The sequence below is a fragment of the Bradyrhizobium sp. 139 genome (assembly GCF_023074175.1).
Taxonomy (GTDB): domain Bacteria; phylum Pseudomonadota; class Alphaproteobacteria; order Rhizobiales; family Xanthobacteraceae; genus Bradyrhizobium.
Genome location: NZ_JADPKS010000069.1, coordinates 60,363 through 74,251, shown reverse-complemented (window position 1 = coordinate 74,251; position 13,889 = coordinate 60,363). Strand labels below are relative to the sequence as shown.

General features: G+C 64.3%; 17 protein-coding genes. 13 read left to right on the top strand and 4 right to left on the bottom strand.

The window, feature by feature from the left end:
- The first annotated feature begins 51 nt into the window (after positions 1 to 51).
- From IVA80_RS15945 to IVA80_RS15920, 6 genes are all read left to right on the top strand, one after another.
- Complete coding sequence (locus IVA80_RS15945; RefSeq protein ID WP_247431682.1) at positions 52 to 1,392, top strand: extracellular solute-binding protein; 1,341 nt, start codon at positions 52 to 54, stop codon at positions 1,390 to 1,392.
- A 132-nt stretch (positions 1,393 to 1,524) separates the two neighbouring features.
- Positions 1,525 to 2,463, top strand: coding sequence for a sugar ABC transporter permease (locus IVA80_RS15940; RefSeq protein WP_247431679.1), 939 nt, complete (start codon positions 1,525 to 1,527; stop codon positions 2,461 to 2,463).
- Positions 2,463 to 3,374 carry a carbohydrate ABC transporter permease gene (locus IVA80_RS15935; protein WP_247431676.1) on the top strand — a complete coding sequence of 304 codons (912 nt, stop codon included), beginning with the start codon at positions 2,463 to 2,465 and terminating at the stop codon, positions 3,372 to 3,374. Before IVA80_RS15940 ends, IVA80_RS15935 begins: the two co-directional genes overlap by 1 nt.
- 6 nt (positions 3,375 to 3,380) lie before the next feature.
- The gene (gene ugpC / locus IVA80_RS15930) at positions 3,381 to 4,481 is read left to right on the top strand and encodes a sn-glycerol-3-phosphate ABC transporter ATP-binding protein UgpC (RefSeq protein WP_247431673.1); all 1,101 of its coding nucleotides are present in this window, start codon (positions 3,381 to 3,383) and stop codon (positions 4,479 to 4,481) included.
- Positions 4,482 to 4,515: 34 nt separating this feature from the next.
- Positions 4,516 to 5,505, top strand: coding sequence for a hydroxyacid dehydrogenase (locus tag IVA80_RS15925; protein ID WP_247431670.1), 990 nt, complete (start codon positions 4,516 to 4,518; stop codon positions 5,503 to 5,505).
- 169 nt (positions 5,506 to 5,674) lie between these two features.
- A complete protein-coding gene (locus tag IVA80_RS15920; protein ID WP_247431667.1) occupies positions 5,675 to 6,154 on the top strand; it encodes a hypothetical protein in 480 nt (159 codons plus the stop codon).
- Here the strand turns inward: IVA80_RS15920 and IVA80_RS15915 are convergent, their stop codons facing one another.
- Positions 6,155 to 6,652 (bottom strand): DUF1993 domain-containing protein, encoded by a 498-nt coding sequence (locus tag IVA80_RS15915; protein WP_247432090.1) that lies wholly within the window; start codon positions 6,650 to 6,652, stop codon positions 6,155 to 6,157.
- A gap of 113 nt (positions 6,653 to 6,765) precedes the next feature.
- On the opposite strand from IVA80_RS15915, the gene IVA80_RS15910 reads away from it, so the two are divergent.
- From IVA80_RS15910 to IVA80_RS15895, 4 genes are all read left to right on the top strand, one after another.
- Positions 6,766 to 7,548 carry a transporter substrate-binding domain-containing protein gene (locus IVA80_RS15910; protein ID WP_247431664.1) on the top strand — a complete coding sequence of 261 codons (783 nt, stop codon included), beginning with the start codon at positions 6,766 to 6,768 and terminating at the stop codon, positions 7,546 to 7,548.
- Positions 7,549 to 7,584: 36 nt separating this feature from the next.
- A complete protein-coding gene (locus IVA80_RS15905; RefSeq protein WP_247431661.1) occupies positions 7,585 to 8,088 on the top strand; it encodes a hypothetical protein in 504 nt (167 codons plus the stop codon).
- Positions 8,089 to 8,277: 189 nt separating this feature from the next.
- The gene (locus IVA80_RS15900; RefSeq protein WP_247431658.1) at positions 8,278 to 9,081 is read left to right on the top strand and encodes a DUF2147 domain-containing protein; all 804 of its coding nucleotides are present in this window, start codon (positions 8,278 to 8,280) and stop codon (positions 9,079 to 9,081) included.
- A 173-nt stretch (positions 9,082 to 9,254) separates the two neighbouring features.
- Positions 9,255 to 9,611 (top strand): hypothetical protein, encoded by a 357-nt coding sequence (locus tag IVA80_RS15895; protein ID WP_247431655.1) that lies wholly within the window; start codon positions 9,255 to 9,257, stop codon positions 9,609 to 9,611.
- 63 nt (positions 9,612 to 9,674) lie between these two features.
- On the opposite strand, the gene IVA80_RS15890 is transcribed toward IVA80_RS15895, so the two are convergent.
- Positions 9,675 to 10,079, bottom strand: coding sequence for a cupin domain-containing protein (locus IVA80_RS15890; protein ID WP_247431650.1), 405 nt, complete (start codon positions 10,077 to 10,079; stop codon positions 9,675 to 9,677).
- Between the two features lie 25 nt (positions 10,080 to 10,104).
- Entirely contained in the window at positions 10,105 to 10,803 is a 699-nt protein-coding gene (locus tag IVA80_RS15885; protein ID WP_247431646.1) for a ribonuclease activity regulator RraA, read from the bottom strand.
- A 236-nt stretch (positions 10,804 to 11,039) separates the two neighbouring features.
- On the opposite strand from IVA80_RS15885, the gene pxpB reads away from it, so the two are divergent.
- From pxpB to IVA80_RS15870, 3 genes are read left to right on the top strand one after another with little or no spacing between them, the layout of a single operon-like run.
- A complete protein-coding gene (gene pxpB, locus IVA80_RS15880) occupies positions 11,040 to 11,771 on the top strand; it encodes a 5-oxoprolinase subunit PxpB (protein WP_247431642.1) in 732 nt (243 codons plus the stop codon).
- Positions 11,768 to 12,805: a biotin-dependent carboxyltransferase family protein gene (locus tag IVA80_RS15875; protein ID WP_247431639.1), complete on the top strand. Its 1,038-nt coding sequence runs from the start codon at positions 11,768 to 11,770 to the stop codon at positions 12,803 to 12,805. The genes pxpB and IVA80_RS15875 overlap by 4 nt, the downstream gene beginning before the upstream one ends.
- Positions 12,806 to 12,835: 30 nt before the next feature.
- Entirely contained in the window at positions 12,836 to 13,606 is a 771-nt protein-coding gene (locus IVA80_RS15870) for a 5-oxoprolinase subunit PxpA (RefSeq protein ID WP_084809305.1), read from the top strand.
- A gap of 127 nt (positions 13,607 to 13,733) precedes the next feature.
- Here the strand turns inward: IVA80_RS15870 and IVA80_RS15865 are convergent, their stop codons facing one another.
- Positions 13,734 to 13,886, bottom strand: coding sequence for a hypothetical protein (locus tag IVA80_RS15865; RefSeq protein ID WP_247431636.1), 153 nt, complete (start codon positions 13,884 to 13,886; stop codon positions 13,734 to 13,736).
- Positions 13,887 to 13,889 lie beyond the last annotated feature (3 nt).

The following is a 13,889-nucleotide window of genomic DNA, read 5'->3' as shown; positions in this document are numbered from 1 at the left end:
GAATGCCAGAGGAAACACCAGAACAATAAAACACCCAAGTGAGGAAACGAGATGTCACGCAAGACACTGACGCGACGTCAATTTGTTGCGACCACTGCAATGTCCTCCGCGGCGCTGATCACGGCGCCCTATGTCCGGGGCGCGTACGCCGCCGGCAAGCTCTCGATCGGCTTCTGGGACCATTGGGTGCCGGGCGCCAACAAGGCCTCCACCGACCTCGTCAACGAATGGGCGGCGAAGGAGAAGGTCGAGGTCTCGATCGACTACATCACCAGCAACAATAAGAAGCTCGAATTGACCGTCGCCGCCGAAGCGCAGGCGAAATCCGGTCACGATATTCTCCAGATGCCGACCTGGTGGCCGCACGCCTATGCGGATAACCTCGAGCCCGTCAACGACATCATGGAGCCGATCATCAAGCAGAACGGCGACGTCAACGACACGGTCAAATATCTGGGCCAGGCCGGTGGCAAATGGCTCGCCGTCCCCGCCACCGTCGGCAGCCAGATCAAGGGCCCATGCTCACGCATCGACCTGATGAAGAAGCATGCCGGCATCGACGTGCAGGAGATGTATCCGGTCGGCGGTCCGCCCAAAGTGGACAACTGGACAATGGAGACTTTCCTGAAGGCTGCCGAGGCCTGCCATAAGGCCGGCTTTGCGTTCGGCATCGGTCTCGGCGAGACCACCGACAGCGTCGATACGGCCGGCGCAATCTTTCAATCGTTCGGCGCGGACCTCGTCAACGCCAAGGGCGACGTCACGGTGAAGACCGACGCAGTTCGTCAGGCGCTCGAGTTCTACAAGCGGTTGATTGCCGTGCTCCCGGCTGACGCGGCGTCCTGGGACGATGCGTCCAACAACAAATGGCTGATCTCGGGCCGCGGCGCGATGATCCTGAACCCACCGAGCTCCTGGGCCGTCGCCAAGCGCGACGCACCGCAGGTTGCCGAGCAATGCTGGACTCACGGCTTCCCGGCGGGACCGAAGGGGCGTTTCGCGCCCTTCCTGCCATACTTCTGGGGCGTCTGGAGCTTTGGCAAAAATAAGGAAGCGGCCAAGAGCCTGCTTACCCACCTGTCGCAGCCGTCATCGATCGAAAAATTCGTCGCGGTAAGCGGCGGCTACGATCTCCCGGCTTTCGCGAACATGACGAAACTGAAGACCTGGGCCGAGGAAGGGCCGCCGAAGGGCACGCTCTTTCACTATCCGGACCCGTACAAACACCAGACGATGTCGATCGCGGCGTCTCCGGCACCGCCGAAGATCGCGCAGCAGATCTACTCCCAGGCGACGCTGACCAAACTGGCGCTGCGTTACGCACGGGGTGAGACGATAGAGCAGGCGCTCGCCTGGGCCGAGGGTGAGTGCGAAGGCTTCATGCGGAGCTGATGCCGGGTGCGCCATGGCGGCTCACGCGTTCACACGTGAGCCGCCCACGACTCCGCCCGTTCCATCCCCCTCGAACGAAGCCGACCGATGCGGCCGGCTTCCCCGTTGAATCTTCCGCAAGAAAGTTTGACCATGGCCGATGTCGTCGTTGAGCAAGGTCGCTCCGTCCGTGCCACGAGCCCGCGCAAACGGGCCAGCCTTCACAATGCACTCAGGCGGAAGTCGACGATGGCGTTCTTCCTGACGCTGCCGCTGATTCTCCTGATCGCGCTGTTCGTGCTCTATCCTGCCTTCTACTCGATGCATCTCGCCACGCTGAACAAGTCGATGCAGAAGTTCGTCGGCTTGGGCAATTTCACTTTCCTGTTCAAGCGCGACACGTTCTGGATGGTGGTGAGGCAGTCCTGCATCTTCGCCATCACCGCGGTGTTCTTCAAGGCGTTGATGGGCTTCATTGTCGCTCATTTCGTCCACAACCTTCCGGCCAAGGGCCAGCGCAAGTGGCGCGGCATGCTGCTGGTGCCCTGGGTGATCCCGCCGGCGATGAGCACGCTGGCCTGGCTGTGGCTGTTCGATCCCTCCTACAGCGCCTTCAACTACACGCTGTCGTTCTTCGGCGTCGGCCCGATCCCCTGGCTTGGCGACACCTTCTGGGCGCGTTTCTCCGTCATTCTCGTTAACGTCTGGTACGGCGCGCCGTTCTTCATGATCATGTACCTGGCCGCGCTTAAATCGGTGCCGGACCAGCTCTACGAGGCGGCCGCCATTGACGGTGCCAATTGGTGGCAGCGGATCTGGTACGTGACCCTGCCGATGATGCGCAACATCATCGCGATCACGACGCTGTTCTCGTTGATCGTCACCTTCGCCAATTTCGACATCGTGCGCATCCTGACCTCGGGCGGTCCGTTGGATTCGACGCATCTGTTTGCCACCTGGGCCTTCCAGGTCGGGATCCAGAGCAGCGATATTCCGCTCGGCGCCTGCGTCTCGCTGTTCATGGTGCCGATCCTCGCAGTCGCGGCGATCTTCATCCTGCGCGATGTCAACAAACGTGGGAACGAAGCCTGATGAGCACGCTTGCAATCGACAAGGGCGGTCCCACGCGCAAGATCAAGTACCGGAGCATGAGCCGGGATCGTACCTGGGCGCTGCGCTGGTCCTACTTCTTCCTGGTGCTGTTCGCGATATTCTCGCTCATCCCGCCGATCTACATGCTGATCACTTCCCTCAAGAGCAGCGCGGAGATCTCGGCGGCGACCAATCCCTGGTGGGTGTTCCATCCCACCCTGGCCAACTACGTTGAGCTTTTGACGTCGAACCAGTTTTTGCGCTTCTTCTGGAATTCGGCGATCGTCTCCATCGTCGTTGTGTTCGTCACCATGCTGATCAGCATTCCTGCGGCGTTCGCGCTGGCGAGGATGAAGTTCTGGGGCTCGACGACGCTCGCGACCGGCGTCTTTCTTACCTACCTGATTCCGGACAGCCTGCTGTTCATTCCGCTGTTCAAGATGCTCGCGGTGCTTCAGGACCTCACCGGCATCACGCTACTCAACCGCTGGTACGTTCTGCTGTTCATCTATCCGACGCTGACGGTGCCGTTCTGCACCTGGATCATGATTGGCTATTTCGCCTCGATCCCGAAGGAGCTGGATGAGGCCGCTCTCATCGACGGTGCCTCATGGCTGCAGACGCTGACCCGGATCTTCATTCCGGTGGCGCTGCCCGGGCTGATTGCGGCGACGATCTTCGCGTTCACGGTCTCCTGGGCCCAGTTCCTCTATCCCCTGGTGTTCACCACATCCATAGACCAGCTCGTGCTGCCGGTCGGTATCACCACCACGCTCATCAAGGGCGACGTGTTCAACTGGGGGCAGATCATGACCGGCGCGCTGCTGGGTGCCGCCCCGCCGCTGATCATCTATGCGTTCCTCATGGACTACTATATTGCCGGCCTGACCGCCGGCGCGACAAAGGGTTGAGATCTTATGGCCGACGTTGCTTTGCGGAAAGTGGTCAAGCGTTACGATGACGTCGAGGCGGTGCGCGGCATCGATCTCGACATCTCCGATCACGAGTTTATCGTGCTGGTTGGTCCGTCGGGTTGCGGCAAGTCGACGACGCTGCGGATGATAGCGGGTCTCGAGGACATCACCGACGGTGACATCATGATCGGCGGCGACGTCGTCAATGACGTGCCGCCGAAGGACCGCGACATCGCGATGGTATTCCAGAATTACGCGCTCTATCCGCACATGACGGTCGCGGAGAACATGTCGTTCGGGCTGCGTCTCAAGCACTATCCCAAGGCCGAGATCAAGGCGCGGGTCACGGAGGCTGCCCGGCTTCTGGACATCACCGACCTGATCGATCGCAAGCCGAAGCAGCTCTCCGGCGGCCAGCGCCAGCGCGTGGCAATGGGCCGCGCCATCGTGCGCAACCCAAAGGTCTTCCTGTTCGACGAGCCGCTGTCCAATCTCGACGCCAAGCTGCGCGTGCAGATGCGGATCGAGATCAAGAAAGTGCACCAGAAGGTCCGCACCACCACGGTCTACGTCACCCACGACCAGGTCGAGGCGATGACGCTGGCCGATCGCGTGGTGGTGATGAACAAGGGGCGCATCGAGCAGATCGGCACGCCGAACGAACTCTACCACAAGCCTGCGACGCGCTTCGTCGCGGGCTTCATCGGCTCGCCGGCCATGAACTTCATCCCGTGCCGGCTGGAGGATGCCGGCGGCAAGCTGAACATCCGCCTGACCGACCGCATCTCCTTCCCACTGCCGCCGGCCCGCGCCGCCCGCTATACCGCGCTGCCCCGAACCGAAAACCTGTTGCTCGGCATCCGTCCCGAACATCTCACGGAATCGCATGCGCATCTGGAGCCGGGCGTCGAGACCTTCGACACCGTGCTTGATGTCACCGAGCCGATGGGGATGGAGACGCTGGTCTATTTCGGGCTCGAAGGCGCGCCGATCTGCGGCCGTGTCGATCCCAATGCGGGCGCCAAGGACGGGGCACCCATGCGTTTGGCGATGGACCTCAACAATATGCACCTGCTAAACGAGGCGACCGGCGCCGTATTGTGACGGCCGGACAAGAAACTCGCGCAGGCAGGGGACGATGGCGACCAACAAGAAGAAGATTTTCGTTACGCAAACTTTGTCGCAAGGGGCACGCGCCCTCCTCAACCAGCGGGACGATATCGAGCTCGTCGAGTTTCCGAACCTGATCTCGGCGATAGACTTCGAGGCACTTCTGAAGAGCCATGCGCCGGTTCATGGCGTGGCGCTCGGCGCCACCGCCTTCGGCGAGACCGAACTCGAAGCGTCGCAAGATATGAAAGTGGTGACGCGGATTGGCGTCGGCTACGATGCCGTCGACGTGCCCGCCCTCTCCCGCCGCAAGGTGCCGCTGATGGTCGCGGGCAGCGCGAACTCGCCCTCGGTCGCGGAAGCGGCGCTGTTCATGATGCTGACGCTGGCCAAGCGCGCGCAGGAGCTGCATGCCTGCGTCAAGGACGGCCAATGGGCTGGCCGGCTCGGCATGCTGCCGTTCGATCTCTACGGCAAGACCGTCCTCGTCATCGGCTTCGGCCGCATCGGCACCCGCACCGCCAAGCGCTGCCTGGCGATGGACATGAATGTGCAGGTCTACGACCCCTACAAGCCCGCCGCAGATATCAAAGCGGCAGGCTGCGAGCCGGTCGCCGATCTCGATGCCGCGCTGCCTCACGCCGACTTCGTCAGCATCCACTGCCCGAAGACGCCGGAAACCGTTGGCCTGTTCGATGCGGCGCGGATCGGCCGGATGAAGCCGAAATCCTATCTCATCAACACCGCGCGCGGCGGGATCGTGAAGGAGACGGCGCTGTACGACGCCCTCGTCTCCGGCAAGATTGCCGGCGCCGGCATCGACGTGTTCGAGGTGGAGCCGCCGCCGATCGGCAATGCGCTGTTCGCGTTGCCCAACGTCATCATGGCCCCGCATGTGGCCGGCGTCACGGTCGAGGCCGTGAGCCGCATGAGCGAGCAGACCGCGCGCAATATCCTGAGTGTGCTGGACGGCGATCCGATCCGGCAGAACATCATCAATCAGGACGTGCTGGGCTGAACCAAGCCAAGGACGGGCGGCCAATCCGCCCGCCTTCGGAACGCCAGAATGCGTCCCATTTTGGCGCAGATCGAGCCCCAACTCGGCCTTAATCAAACCTGTGTAATAAGTCCGGCCGCGGCGGCAGTGGGACAGACTTGCCGGACGCGTCGAGCTGGAGGATGGACCCTTGTCAGAGATCGACCCGACCGACCACGCGCTGGCGACCATCGCCAGCATCTTGGAGCACCCCGAACCGGTCCTCGTCGTCCGCGAGACCGAGACCGTGACCGTGACAGAAATGGTGGTTGCTGGTGAGCACGTAGCCGCCGACGAGCCCCCGATTGTCGATGAGCATCCGGTGGTCGAGGAGCAACCGCTGGTGCCGGAGCACGCCGACGCCGACGGCTATAGCAAGGTCGGTCCGGGGCCGATGGTGGCGATCCGCCTCAAATGGACGGTCCATCGCGGCGACGACGGCCAGTTCTACGTCCACGAGACCATTGGCGAACAGTCCGTGCCCGTGATCAGCGGCCCGATGACGAGCGAAGCCGCGGTGCATTTCGTCGACGCGCACGAGGACGAGGCGCATCGGCGCTTCGAAGAGCTGCGCAGCGAGATCGCCGGCCGCAGCTCGCTGGCCGATTACGAGCGCAAGGGCGAAGCTTAATCACTTCCGCCCGAGATAATCTTTCTTGACGAGCTCGACGCCAGCGTGCCGCAACAGGTCGTAGGCCGTCGTGACGTGAAAGAAGAACTGCGGGACGCTGAAGGTTAGCAGCAGCGTCCGCCCTGTGAAGGGCAGTTCGGTCCCGTTCTTCAGCCTGAAAAAGACATTCTGCTCCGCCGCGGCATCGATCTCGGCGCGCGGCAGGCTCTCGATGAACTCGATTGACGTCGCAATGCGGGCCTGAAGTCCGGCCATGTCATGCTCCAGCACCGGCAGCGCCACCGCCTCGCGCTGCGCCAGCAAGGCCGGCGCGACCGTGGCGTGGCGGCAGGCTTCGCCGATCTGCTGGGCCAGATCGTACATGTTCGGCGATAGCCGCATGCCAAGCAGAACGTCACGACTGAACTTGCGAGCCTCCGCATAGGCGACGCCCTTGTCGAGCAGTGCGGACAGATTGCGCAGGTAGGGCACGAAGAGGCCGACCGAGGCCTCGTACATCGAGATCGTCACTTCAAAATTCCCTTCAATTCCGTCTCGCCAGCGACTGGCATCTGGTCTAAATCCAACCTCAAGAGCTGCACAATGACAGCTCACGCAGAGGTGGAAAAGACATGTTCGTTCGAATCGTGGCGGCTTTGGCCGTGGCGTTGCTGGCAAATCTTTCGGCTCATGCGCAACAGCCGGCACCCTCGCGCCTCGACGAGATCGTCAAGCGCGGCGCCTTGCGCGTCGGCATGACCGGCGACTACAAGCCCTTCACCCATCTGGACAAGACCACGCAGCAATTCAGCGGTTTCGACGTCGACATGGCCGAAGCGCTTGGCAAGGCGCTCGGCGTCAAGGTCGAATTCGTGCCGACGGCCTGGCCGAAGCTGATGAAGGACTTCGAGGCCGACCAGTTCGACATCGCGATGGGCGGCGTCTCGGTCACGCTCGACCGGCAGAAGAAGGGCTACTTCTCCACCCCGATCATGCGCGAGGGCAAGACGCCGATCGCGCGCTGCGCCGACGTCGGCAAGTACCAGACGCTTCCCGACATCGACAAGAAAGGCACCCGCGTCATCGTCAATCCCGGCGGCACCAATGAGCGCTTTGCGCGTGCCAACATCAAGGACGCCGAGATCAACGTCTTCCCGGACAATACCGTGATCTTCGACGAGATCGCCAAGGGCAACGCCGATTTGATGATGACGGACGCCTCCGAGACCCGCTACCAGCAGAAGCAGCATGCCGGCGTGCTCTGCGCGGTGCATCCCGAAAAACCGTTCGACTTCTCTGAGAAGGCCTACTGGCTCCAGCGCGACATGGCGCTGAAGGCCTTCGTCGACCAGTGGCTGCATATCGCGGTGGAGGACGGCAGCTACAGGAAGATCTACGCCGCCTGGTTCGACTGACGCGACTCGCGCCAGCAACAGGGAATGCAGAGGATCATGCGACGATTGGTGGTGCTCGCGACCGCACTTGCGGCGGCCGGGGCTGGCAGCGCGTTCGGGCAGACACAGTTCACACCGGCGACCGGCTCCGGTTGCAAGGACGAATCCAAGGACGGGCTCGGGCTATGGACCTGCCCCGGTCCGGCCGGCTACGCCGTGCGCTTCGCCGACGAAGGCAACATCGTCTCGCTTACAATCGCGCCGAAGCGCTCGATCGAGAAGCGACAGGGACCGACGGCGCAATGGCGCGGCGCCGGCAAGGTGCTTGGCGACAAGATGCAATGGATCATGCGCGCCGGCGTGCCCAAGGCCGCCGTGGTCCGGACCTGGCGCCGGCCCGACGCCGACGATGACGGCGAGATCCCGGAACTCTCCGTGTTCGCGATCAATGGCGAGAAGACCTGCCTCTTTGGTGCGATCGATATCCACACCGACAAGGCGAACGAGGCCGCCCTCGCCCGCGCCGAGCAGGCAGCGGATTCACGCTGCCCGGAGAGGTAACCGGGCGAACCGCTCCTTCGCGGCTGGTCGTATTCGTACTGCCGCCGTCCAACTCTGGACCGACTTCGGTGTTATTGAACCCGGAACCGCCGGAGGACGACTCATACGGTGACAGTGATCTAGATCACTTTTTGCGATCGAACCGGCGCGTAAGCGTGGGTACTGGGACCATCTGTTCAGGAGACGGAAATGAGGAAGCTGTTGGTCACGGCCGCATTCCTTTTGGCGAACACCGCTGCGCAGGCGCAGTACACTTTCGACTATGGCGGGCGCACCATCCGCATCGATCCCGATCGCGGCACGGTGTCGATACCCGGCGTCTACGACAACACCGGCCAGGGCAAGGCGAAGAAGGCCAAGAAGAACGAAACGAGCCCGGGCCAGCAGGCGCCGCAGCAGGCCAAAGCCGATCCGCAAGCGCCCGCCGCTCCGGCGCCAGCCCCAGCACCTATCGCGGCGCCGCCCGCAGCAGAACAAGCGCCGGCACCCGCTCCGGCCGCCGCAGCGGCTCCTCCCGCTCCAGCGGCTCCACCTCCGACGACGACCGCGAACAATGCTCCGCCCGAAACGGCTGTGCCGCCGCCGCCCGCACCGCCTCCGGTGCCCGCCTTGGCGCCGCCGCCGGCTCCCGCCCCCGTTCAGGCCGCCGCCGTCGCCCCGCCCGCTCCCGCGTCCGCGCCTGCGCGCGATCTCAATTTGCCGCTCGGCATCTGGCTGACAGAGGAGAAGGAAGGCAAGGTCCGCATCGAGCAATGCGGCAGCAATCTCTGCGGCTATTCGGTCGACAGCAAATCGAACCAGAACGGCGAGCAGGTCCTGATCAACATGAAACCCGGCAAGGATCAGAAATGGTCCGGCCGCATCCTCGATCCCAACACCGGCTCGACCTACGATTCCACGATCGCGCTGAAGGGCACCGATCGCCTGCGCGTGCAGGGTTGCGCCTTCGGCGGCATGTTCTGCGGCGGCCAGACCTGGACGCGGGTGAACTGACTGCGGGTATGACGTTCTGACGGAAACAACAGGCCCGCGATGCGGGCCTGTTTGCTTTTGCCCGCATCGCGGGTGCGCCACCTCACACAGCCTGGTGCGCGCGTGACTGCCCTCACATCGCCGGCCCCACGCCCATGCCACGATTCCCGCATGGTCACCCCAAGGGGCGTGTCATGAACGGATTTCGCAAAGGTCTCTTTGCCAGCATTGTCGCCATCGCCTTCCCGCTGACGCAGGCAGGCGCGGCGACCTCCACCTTCGACGGCGCATGGAATGTCCGCATCTCATCATCGAGCGAGACTTGCGGCAACGGCGCAACCGTCGCGATCGGCATCAACAACGGCCAGATCGCGTCGAGCAGCGCTGTGGTGTCAGCAACCGGACGCGTCGTCGATGCCGGCAGCATCAATGTCAACTTGAGCACCGGCATCACGCGCGCCGTCGGGTTCGGCCGGCTCAGCGGCACGTCCGGCTCCGGCACCTGGCGCGGCGCCTTGTGCACGGGCACGTGGACGGCGGAGCGGCAGTAAATCTGAGCCCGGATCGGCGACGCATCGCCGTAGGGCGATGCGTCTTGGTCCGGGGCACAAGAGCTAGCCGACCGCCGCCCCGTATTCCGCGTCCGTGACCGATTCCAGCCAGGTCGAGAATACGCCGTCGAGCGCTTCCTGCATGGCGATATGGCACATGCTGTTGTTCGGCGAGGCGCCGTGCCAGTGCAGTTCACCTGGCGGGATCCAGACGGTGTCGCCGGGACGGATCTCGCGGATCGGACCGCCTTTGGCCTGCACGCGACCGACTCCGGAGATGACGTAGAGCGTCTGCCCGAGCGGATGGTGATGCCAGTTGGTGCGGGCGCCCGGTTCGAACGACACGCGCGAGCAGTTCAGCCGTGCTGGCGCGGGCGCCATGATCACAGGGTCCTGCAACACGGTGCCGGTGAAGTTTTCCTTCGGCGCGCGGCGGGTCGGCCGCGTGCCTGCGACGGTGATCTCCATGGGGTCGTCCTCGCTTCTGTTCTGATTACTTCTTGCTGGCGGCGTAGCGCGCCTTGGTCTCGGCGTTCATGGGATAGAGGCCCGGCAGCGCGGCGCCGTTGTTCACCTCGTTGACGATCCAGGCTTCCATCCGTTCCTGCTCGACGCCCTCATTGAGCACGTGATCGAGCATCGCCTGCGGGATCAACACGCAGCCGTCCTGGTCGGCGACCACGATGTCGTTCGGGAACACCGCAACGCCGCCGCAGCCGATCGGCTCGCCCCAGCCGACGAAGGTCAGGCCTGCAACCGACGGCGGCGCGGCATAGCCGTCGCACCAGACCGGAAGATTGGTGCCGAGCACGCCCTCGACGTCACGCACTACGCCGTCGGTGACGAGCGCGGTGACGCCGCGCTTCATCATGCGCGCGCAGAGGATGTCGCCGAAGATGCCGGCATCGGTGATGCCCATGGCGTCGACCACGGCGATGCAGCCGTCCGGCATCGCCTCGATCGCGGTGCGGGTCGAGATCGGCGACGACCAGGATTCCGGCGTCGCCAGATCCTCGCGCGCCGGCACGAAGCGCAGCGTGAAGGCCGGCCCCACCAGGCGCGGCAGGCCCGGGCGCAGTGGCCGCGCGCCGCGCATCCACACATTGCGCAGGCCCTTCTTCAGCAGGACCGTGGTGATCGTGGCAGTGGTGATGCCGGCGAGGGTCTTGCGGGCTTCGGGGGACAGCGACATGGACGGCAACGAGCTCCGGATGGGCGGGAAAGGACGCCGCGCATCTTGCGAGGCGCAAGGCATCCGTCAAGGGCCATGAACGCGGCCTGCAGGGCTGTTATGCGACGCGATAACAAGACCTTATCGCCTGGCCTTGCATTAATTTATTGGACTTGCGGGCGCATTTACGCGAAGCAGGACAGCGCGGAACTCAAGGATGAGCCCGCGTTTCTCCAGAAGCCCGATTTCGACAGCCCATGGCCGCGACGCTTCCCCCGCCCCGCCTTCTGCCCAGTGGCGACAGCGCCGTCACGGTCGAATTCAGCCGCACCATCGACGATGCCGCCAACGAGCGCGTGCTCGCGCTCGACAAGGCGCTCGCGGCAAGCCCCATCGACGGCATCACCGAATCCGTGCCGACCTATCGCTCGCTGCTGGTGCATTACGATCCCGGCATGATCGGCTTCGACGAGCTCGGCGAAAAGCTGCTTGTGCTCACCAGCCAACCACTGCCGCCGGCCACGAAAGCGCGGCGCTGGCGCATTCCCGTGGCCTATGGCGGCGAGCACGGCATCGATATCGAGGATGTCGCAAAAGCGCTGAACACCACGCCCGACGACATCGTAGCCCGCCACGTCGCCGGCGATTATCGCGTCGCCATGATCGGCTTCACGCCGGGCTGGTCCTATCTCAGCGGCCTCGACAAATCCCTGCACATGTCGCGGCGGCAGAGCCCGCGGCTGCTGACACCTGCCGGCACGATTTCGATCGGCGGCATCCAGGCCGGAATCCAGTGCCTGGCTGCCCCGAGCGGCTGGCACTTGCTCGGCCGCACCCCGGTGCGGACCTATCAGCTCCACCGGAATCCGACCTTTCTCACCGAACCCGGTGATCGCGTGACGTTTTTCGCCATCGACCACAAGACCTTCGAGGAACAGGACCGCGCCGCTGAGGCCGGCGAGATCATCGCCGAGCAGGAGGTCGCATGAACCGGCTCGTCGTCGCCAGCATCGGGCCTGCAAGCTCCGTCCAGGATGGCGGGCGCCCGGGCGCGCAGCGCTATGGACTTACGCCGAGCGGCGCGATGGACCGACTGGCGCTGGCGGCGGCTAACATCCTCGTTAGCAACGAGCCGTTCGCAGCCGCCGTCGAGATCGGCCCGTTCGGCGCCACGTTCACCGCGCGGGACGGCGCCGTGCGCGTCGCGATCGCGGGGGCGCCGCGCAATGCCGATATTGCCGGGCGGACGGTCGCCATGGATGCATCCGTGACGCTGAAGGACGGTGAGACGCTGACGCTGGGCTTTGCCCGCGGCGGCGCCTTCACCTATCTCGCGATCGAAGGCGGGATCAAAGGCGAGCCGGTGTTCGGCAGTCTTGCGGTGAATGCGCGAGCTGGCCTCGGCAGCCCCTACCCGCGCCCGCTCCAGGCCGGCGACGAATTCACAGTTGATGCCGCGAGCGGCGCGCCAGAATTGCGGATCGAACTGCCGAAGCCGTCGAGCGGTCCGATCCGCGTCGTGCTGGGGCCGCAGGACGACGAGTTCGACGACGCCAACAAGGCGCTGTTCCTGGGCAGCGAGTGGAAGATCTCGGCGACCTCCGACCGCATGGGCTACTGGCTCGAAGGACCACCGATCAAACATCTGCATGGCCACAACATTGTCTCCGACGGCACCGTCAACGGCAGCATCCAGGTGCCCGGCAACGGCGCACCGATCGCGCTGATGATGGATCGCGGCACTTCCGGCGGCTATCCGAAGATCGCAACCGTGATCACGGCCGATGTCGGCCGCCTCGCGCAGACTTCGGCGGGAACCGCGTTCCGCTTCCTTGAGCTCACGATGGCCGAGGCGCAGGACGAGGCGCGCAAGTTCGCGCAACTCATTCGCAACCTATCCGATCGCCTGCGCTCCGCCGACACCGTCGCGCTCAATGTCGAGGCGCTCAACGATGCTAATGTCGCGGGCTATGCGGTAAGTGCCGTGGATGCCGGAACCTGGCAGGTCGCGGCGGAGCCGTAAGCGACAGGACGATCAGAGGCGGAGAGCACCATGAAGACAATCGATCTCAACTGCGACCTCGGCGAAGGTTTTGGCGCGTGGGAGATGGGCAACGATGCCGCGATGATCGAGCTGGCGAGCTCGGTCAACGTCGCCTGCGGCTTCCACGCCGGCGACCCCGACATCATGCGCCGGACGGTCGAGTTGGCGAAGGCGCGCGGCGTCTCGGTCGGCGCCCATCCCGGCTATCGCGACCTGCACGGGTTCGGCCGGCATCCGATCGCGGGCCTGAAGGCTTCCGAGATCGAGAACCTCGTCGCCTACCAGATCGGCGCGTTGCAGGCGATCGCGACCGCGGCTGGCCACAAGGTCACGCATGTAAAGGCGCATGGTGCGCTCTCCAACGTCGCCTGCGAGGACGACATGACCGCCAAGGCGATCGCCGCCGGCATCAAGGCAGTCGACCCGAGCCTGATCTTCGTCGTGCTTGCCAACTCGAAACTGGTGAAGGCCGGCGAGGACGCCAACCTGCCGATGGTGCACGAGGTGTTCGCCGACCGCGCCTATGAGGACGACGGCAATCTGGTCTCGCGCAAGAAGCCCGGTGCGGTGCTGCACGACGCCAAGGCGATTGCCGACCGCGTGGTGCGGATGGTCCAGGACGGCGCAGTGGTTTCGGTGACAGGCAAGGTGATCAAGATGCGCACGGACACGGTTTGCATCCATGGCGACACGCCCGGCGCGGTCGACATCGCGCGAGGCCTGCGTCAGGCGTTGAAGGATGCGGGAATCGAGGTCGCGCCGTTCAAGCGCGGGGCGTGAGGTACAGGTGCCGTAGGTTGGGCAAAGCGAAACGTGCCCACCACCTCGATCTCGTGTGTTGAAGGATGGTGGGCACGGCGCGTGAAGAGCGCGCCTTTGCCCAGCCTACGAGATCTGCGAAGCCCCTTTAGAACGGGTGCACCGAGAGGGTGCCGAACACGATCGCCGCGATGAGCGCGAAGGCGCTGTAGAGCGCGACATGGTTGAGGCTCGCCGCAGTGCGCCGCGAGAGCGAGCGCGCATAGAAGTGCAGTCTGGCTTCCGCCGATAGCTCGCGCATGGT

Coding starts and splice junctions, on each gene's coding strand:
- pxpB (WP_247431642.1), top strand. CDS start 11,040: ATGGCCGCGACGCTTCCCCCGCCCCGCCTTCTGCCCAGTGGCGACAGC.
- ugpC (WP_247431673.1), top strand. CDS start 3,381: ATGGCCGACGTTGCTTTGCGGAAAGTGGTCAAGCGTTACGATGACGTC.
- IVA80_RS15875 (WP_247431639.1), top strand. CDS start 11,768: ATGAACCGGCTCGTCGTCGCCAGCATCGGGCCTGCAAGCTCCGTCCAG.
- IVA80_RS15940 (WP_247431679.1), top strand. CDS start 1,525: ATGGCCGATGTCGTCGTTGAGCAAGGTCGCTCCGTCCGTGCCACGAGC.
- IVA80_RS15865 (WP_247431636.1), bottom strand. CDS start 13,886: ATGCGCGAGCTATCGGCGGAAGCCAGACTGCACTTCTATGCGCGCTCG.
- IVA80_RS15885 (WP_247431646.1), bottom strand. CDS start 10,803: ATGTCGCTGTCCCCCGAAGCCCGCAAGACCCTCGCCGGCATCACCACT.
- IVA80_RS15915 (WP_247432090.1), bottom strand. CDS start 6,652: ATGTACGAGGCCTCGGTCGGCCTCTTCGTGCCCTACCTGCGCAATCTG.
- IVA80_RS15890 (WP_247431650.1), bottom strand. CDS start 10,079: ATGGAGATCACCGTCGCAGGCACGCGGCCGACCCGCCGCGCGCCGAAG.
- IVA80_RS15925 (WP_247431670.1), top strand. CDS start 4,516: ATGGCGACCAACAAGAAGAAGATTTTCGTTACGCAAACTTTGTCGCAA.
- IVA80_RS15935 (WP_247431676.1), top strand. CDS start 2,463: ATGAGCACGCTTGCAATCGACAAGGGCGGTCCCACGCGCAAGATCAAG.
- IVA80_RS15910 (WP_247431664.1), top strand. CDS start 6,766: ATGTTCGTTCGAATCGTGGCGGCTTTGGCCGTGGCGTTGCTGGCAAAT.
- IVA80_RS15895 (WP_247431655.1), top strand. CDS start 9,255: ATGAACGGATTTCGCAAAGGTCTCTTTGCCAGCATTGTCGCCATCGCC.
- IVA80_RS15870 (WP_084809305.1), top strand. CDS start 12,836: ATGAAGACAATCGATCTCAACTGCGACCTCGGCGAAGGTTTTGGCGCG.
- IVA80_RS15945 (WP_247431682.1), top strand. CDS start 52: ATGTCACGCAAGACACTGACGCGACGTCAATTTGTTGCGACCACTGCA.
- IVA80_RS15900 (WP_247431658.1), top strand. CDS start 8,278: ATGAGGAAGCTGTTGGTCACGGCCGCATTCCTTTTGGCGAACACCGCT.
- IVA80_RS15905 (WP_247431661.1), top strand. CDS start 7,585: ATGCGACGATTGGTGGTGCTCGCGACCGCACTTGCGGCGGCCGGGGCT.